Origin of the sequence: Embleya sp. NPDC059213 (assembly GCF_042754445.1) — a bacterium.
Lineage (GTDB): Bacteria > Actinomycetota > Actinomycetes > Streptomycetales > Streptomycetaceae > Embleya.
This window is the reverse complement of sequence record NZ_JBHZAV010000332.1, coordinates 1-5,685: the sequence shown is the minus strand read 5'-3', so window position 1 is coordinate 5,685 and position 5,685 is coordinate 1. Positions and strand designations below refer to the sequence as shown.

3 protein-coding genes are annotated in these 5,685 nt (G+C 73.5%); 1 reads left to right on the top strand and 2 read right to left on the bottom strand.

Annotation, left to right across the window (positions count from 1 at the left end; translation table 11 throughout):
* Positions 1 to 821 precede the first annotated feature (821 nt).
* The gene (locus ACFXMF_RS46445; protein WP_379991836.1) at positions 822 to 2,366 is read left to right on the top strand and encodes a M4 family metallopeptidase; all 1,545 of its coding nucleotides are present in this window, start codon (positions 822 to 824) and stop codon (positions 2,364 to 2,366) included.
* A gap of 90 nt (positions 2,367 to 2,456) precedes the next feature.
* On the opposite strand, the gene ACFXMF_RS46440 is transcribed toward ACFXMF_RS46445, so the two are convergent.
* Entirely contained in the window at positions 2,457 to 4,175 is a 1,719-nt protein-coding gene (locus tag ACFXMF_RS46440) for a SpoIIE family protein phosphatase (RefSeq protein WP_360318063.1), read from the bottom strand.
* Positions 4,176 to 4,850: 675 nt separating this feature from the next.
* Positions 4,851 to 5,685: hypothetical protein (locus ACFXMF_RS46435; protein WP_380021267.1), on the bottom strand; the 835-nt coding region annotated here is incomplete at its 5' end.

Here is a 5,685-nt window from a genome sequence, read left to right as displayed (position 1 = left end):
ACCCCCCTGCGGAAAACCACACCCCCCACCCGGAAACCGCCCCACCATCCGCCGGACTCGCCCCGCAGCCTCGCCCGACCCCCGCGCCGCGCGATTTCGCGTGCTCCCGGCCTCGGCCGCGCCACCGGGCTTGCTCCCGCCGCCCGACACCGCGCCGAGCCGCGCCCGATGCCACCACGGCGCGCCGCCGCCTCCGAACCGCCGCACCACCCGCCGGACTTGCTCCGCCCCCCGACCCGACACCGCGCCGCGCCAGGCCACCCCCGTCCCACTCCCTGCCACGTCACCCCGCCCCGAGTGCCTCCGCCTCCTGCCTCGCCTCACGTGGCCCCGTCCGGCCTCGCGCGGAGCCCTGGCACCTCGCCCCCGTGCACCGCATCGCCCCGATCTCCTCGGTGTCCCGCACCGCAGCGCCCCGAGTGCCTCCGCCTCCTGCCTCGCCTCACGCGGCCCCGTCCGGCCTCGCGCGGAGCCCTGGCACCTCGCCCCCGTGCACCGCACCGCCGAGCCCCTCGGTGTCCCGCCTCGCCCCACGCGGCCCGTCCCGCCTCGCGCGCCGAGCCCCCGCACCCCGCCCCGTGCACCGCACCAAACCGCCCCGTCCCCTCCCGCGCCCCGCGCCGCCCGTGCGCCCCGCGCCCGGGGGTTTGCCGGAATGTGACGGTGGGGGTGCGGGTGCTTGACGTGGGAGCGGGACGGTGTGAGCGTTTCGAGCGCTCGGGCGACGAAAACGGCTTATATGGTGGGCTGTTCGTTCCGGACGTGGGAGCGGCGGCGGTCGGATTCGTGGTCGGGGTCCGCCTTCCATCCGAGGAGCCTCGATGCATCGCAGAACGCTGACGTTCGGGACCGTCCTGGCCGTCCTGCTCGGTTTGTCGATCGGCACCACCGCCCGCTCGGACGCCGCCCGACCACGACCGCTGCTCGCGGCCGACTCCCGCGCCGCCGCCGTCGCCGCGGCCGACCGGGCGATGGTCGGCCCAAAGGCCCCCGTCTCGCCCGGTGAGCGCTACCGCCGGCAGACCGTGCTGGCCTGGATCGGCGACATGTACTCGATCTCGTACGGGCGCACCTACCGCGACCTACCCGTCGTCGGCGGCGACGCCGCGGTGTTGGCCGACGGGAGCGGCCGGGTGCACACCGTACAAACGGCCGGCGACGTGCGCATCGACGTGCCGACCCGGCCGGCCGTGAGTGGACCGGCGGCCGAGCGCACCGCGCGGACGCGGCTGCCCGTGGTCGATCGGGTCGACAGCCATCGCCTGGTGGTGCGGCTCGACGCGAGTGCCGCGCGACTGGCCTGGGAGAGTGTCCTGATCGGGCGCACCGAGACCGCGCCCAGCAGGCTGCACGTCTTCGTCGACGCGTCGACCGGCGCGGTACTCGATTCCGTCGACGAGGTGCGGGCCGGAGTCGGCCACAGCGCCTGGAACGGCCCCAACCCGATCACCATCGACACGCAGAACTCCGGCTCCTCGTACTCGTTGCGCGACCCGATCCGGGTGAACCTGAGCTGTGCGAAATACGGCGTCGGCGGTGTGGTCACCAAGCCCGTCGACGACTGGGGCAACGGAAACCCCACCAACATCGAGACCGGCTGCGTGGACGCCATGTGGGCCGCGCAGAAGCAGTTCGACATGTTCCGCAACTGGCTCGGCCGCAACGGACAGAACGGCACCGGCGGCGCCTGGCCGATCCAGGTCGGCCTGAACGCCGTGCAACTCTATTGGGACGGCGGCAAGATCGTGATCGGCCACAGCACCGGCAACCAGTGGCTGACCTCGATGGACCTGGTCGGCCACGAGTACGGGCACGGCGTCGACGCGACGAGCCCCGGCACGTTCGTGGAGCCGGGTCTGGCCGAGGGGTTCGCGGACATCATGGGCACCGTGACCGAGGCATACGCCAACGAACCGGCCCCCTTCGACACCCCGGACTACGTGATCGGCGAGACGATCAACGTGGACGGGACCGGACCGTTGCGCTTCATGTACGACCCGTCGTTGCGCGGCGACGCGAACTGCTACAGCTCGGCCGTCCCGACCATGGACCCGTACCGTGCGGCGGGCGTGTTCAACCACTGGTTCTACCTGCTCGCGGAGGGCGCGCATCCCGGCGCGGGCAAGCCCGACAGCCCGACCTGTGTCCCCATCCCCGTCACCGGCGTGGGCGTTCGGACGGCCGCCAGGATCGTCTACCAGGCCCTGTTGTTGCGCAGCGGCAATACGGACTTCCGCTCGGAGCGTCGGCTGACCCTGTGGGCGGCCAAGGCCCTGGACCCCACCTGCGACGTCTTCCGCAAGACCAAGACCGCCTGGGACGCGGTTCGCGTCCCGCCCACGGCCGCCGACCCGATCTGCCCCTGAGACCGCAAGGCGTGGCCGGCCCGCACATCGGCGCCGGACCCGCTCGCCCGACCGCCGCCCCGAACCGGGCGGCGGTCCGGTGCAGCACCGCTACGGGATGTCCTGTTCGGCCCAGACGATCTTGCCGGTCGGGGTGCGGCACGAACCCCAGCCTCGGCAGAGCATGTTGATCAATTGCAGGCCCCGGCCGCCCTCGTCGCTCAGTGAGGAGTGTTGGATCTGGGGCAGATCCGGGCCGGTGTCGGAGACCTCCACGACCAGCCGATCGTGCCGCAACAGCCGCAGTTGGCCCGGCGCGACGCCGTACCGCAGCGCGTTGCCGACCAGTTCGCTGACCACCAGTTCGGTCACGTCCGAGAGGTCGCCGAGCTGCCAGACGTCGAGCTGCTCCCGGACCAGCTTGCGCGCCACCCCCGCCGCCGCGCCGCCCGGGGGCAGGTCCCAGGTGTACAAGTCCGTTCCCAGCAACGGCTCTTCGGCGGCGGCCACCAGCACCACGGCCTCGTCGAAGCGGGCCCCGCCGCCCGGCGCGAGGTCGCCGAGTGCCCCGGAGTCCAACCCGACCGGCCCCAACCCGGCGGCCCGCGTGCGCAGTCGGGCCAGTTGTACGTCGATGTCCTCGGTGCGCGACTTGACCAGCCCGTCGGTGTAGAGCACCAGTCGGCTGCCCGGAGGGATGGTCAGCCGCAGCGGATCGTAGGGGATGACGCCGGTGCCGATCGGCGCGCCGACCGGTACGTCCACGAACGACGCCTTGCCGTCCGGGGTGACCAACAACGGCGGCGGATGTCCGGCGCTGACCAGGGTGTAACTGGCCTCGGCCGGGTCGTAGACCGCGCACAGACACGTGGCGATCTGGTCGTCCTCGAGGTCGCGGGCGGCCAGGTCCAGGCGGGCGAGCATACGTTCGGGGGTCAGGTCCAGGGCCATCAGGGTGCGCGCGACGGCACGCAATACGCCGGTGACGGCGGCCGCGGCCATGCCGTGGCTCATCACGTCCCCCACCACGAGGGCGGTCCGCCCGCCCGGCAGCGGCGCCACGTCGAACCAGTCGCCGCCCACGCCCAGCGGATCGGCGGTCGGGATGTAGCGGGAGGCCACCGCCAGACCCGGGGTGCGCGGGGTCACGCGCGGGAGCAGGTTCCGCTGGAGCCGGGCCACGTGTTCGCGTTCGCGCCCGTAGAGCCGGGCGTTGTCGACGTCCACCGCGGCCTTGGCGGCGAGCTGGACGGCCAGGGCGAGGTCGGCCTCGGTGAAGCCGGGCCGGCCGCTCGCGCGGATGAAGTCGGCATGGCCCAGCAGCACACCGCGGGCGATCAGCGGCACCATCAGATAGGTGTGCACGCCCGCCTGGCGAAGCTTGTCGGCGGCGCTGGGGGTGGGCGCCAGCTCTTCGTAGTCGTCCGGCCCGAAGCGGCTGATCAGCAGTGGCCGGCCCTCGGCCAGGGCCCGAGTGAAGCGCGAATCCCGGTCCGGCGCCGACGTGGACAGCTCGCCCACCTCGTCGGGCTCCAGGTCGGTGAGTCGCTCGATGGCCGACACGGCCATCGCCCGCCGCTCCGGTCTGCCCCGGCCGCTCGGGCGTTGGCCCTCCTCGCCCCTGATCACCGACTCCAGCAGATCGACGGCGGCGGCATCGGCCAGGCGCGGCACGATGAAGTCGGCCAGTTCCTGCGCGGTGGTCTTCAGATCGAGGGTGGTACCGATCAGTATGCTCGCCTCGTTGAGCAGGTTGAGCTGATCGCGGGTGGCACGGGTGGTACGGGTGCTGGGGCTCGGGCCCAGGGCCGCCGCACCGCGTCGACGCACATGTCTCCGGCCGTGACCGCCATCCACTCTCCCGCTCACCCGCACCTCTTTCCGTCGGCACCGGATCGTTGCATGCGACCCGCCGCCCGTAGCCCGTCCGGTGCCACTCTATGAGCGGTTCGGCCGGCTGACGTGTGGGATGCGACTGTACCCGCGCCGTGTTGCGATTGCATGGAATCGATCGAGGTCGAGGACCGGGTCGAGGGCGGGATCGAGGGCCCTCGGGGCCTCGACGGCGATTGCCGGCCATTCCCGATCCGGCCCCGACCGCTCGTCGGGCGATCCGGGACGGGAGGGACAGGGCCGGGTCGGGCGAACCGGACCCGGACGTTCCGGGGTGCGCCCGGCGGGTATGCGGTCGACGACGACGACAACAGGGCGCCGGAGCAACCGAGTTCGGGCCGCCGCAGCAAGGTTCGAGAGCGCGTTCGCGGGGCGCGTGGCGGGTGGGCTCGGCCCGTGCGGTGAACGGCGGCGCGGGCCGCGCCCGGTCGAGCGGGCCCGCCCGGACGGCACATAGGGAACGCGGTGATCGGGTCGCGGGCCGATCCGAAGTCGCCGGATTCGGCCAACCGGTGCCGCGCGTCGCCGGCGGGTTCGGATCCGGGGGATGCCGGGGCCGCCGCCCCACGACCTCGGCTCGTGGGACGGCGGGGCAGAGGGGGAGGGACGGAATCAGGCCGTTGTCGGGCGTCGGCGGCGGATCACCAACGTGCCGATGCCCAGGACGGCCGCGCCCGCCGCACTTCCCGGCAGGATCAGGTCGGACGGGGCGAACCCGTCGTCGTGCACGTTCGCGACGGGGGCCCCGTTCGTGGCGAAGCCGCCGACCTTGCCGGATCGTTGGTAGTCCGAGCCGGGGAGCTTGTCGCCGTATCGGCCGTGCACGAGTTGCCGATACGACGCCACGGTCGTGCCGTTCGCGCCGACCGACTCCCGGGCGGCGGGGTTCAGCGGCAATACCCGGCCGTCGCGCACGTGGTACCACGCGGCGATCTGCGGCTCGGTGAACACCAGGTCGCCGGCCGCCTGCCGGGCGAAGCCGACCTCGTCGCTTCCGGAGAGCACATTGGTGACGCGCCAGGCCCGGGTGGTCCGGTCGCGAACCGTCCACACCGTCGCCTCGACGCCCGCCGCCGAACGGGCCTCGGTGGCCAGATAGGCGAAGTCGGCCACCGGCGCGGACGTCTTGCCCCGGACGAAGTCCGCGTTGAGCGAGTAGATCGGAACCGAGGCGCCGACGAGCTGCGGGGCCTGTGCGGCGGCCGCCTCCGGGGCGACCTCGGACCGCACGACGGCGCCGGCCTGGGCCGCCGCGCGCTGCTCCAGGTGTACGAAGAACGCGGCCAGTCGGCTGGTGGTCGCGGGGGTGGCCAGCGTCCGGAGGGCCGCGCCGCGGTCGGCGGCGGTGGGCGCGTCGCCGCCTGCCAGGGCCGCGTTGTCGGACCCGGAGCCGGGGGCGGCGGCCGCCGCGCGGGGCCGGCACCAAACCCCGCCGCAGCCGCCGGCG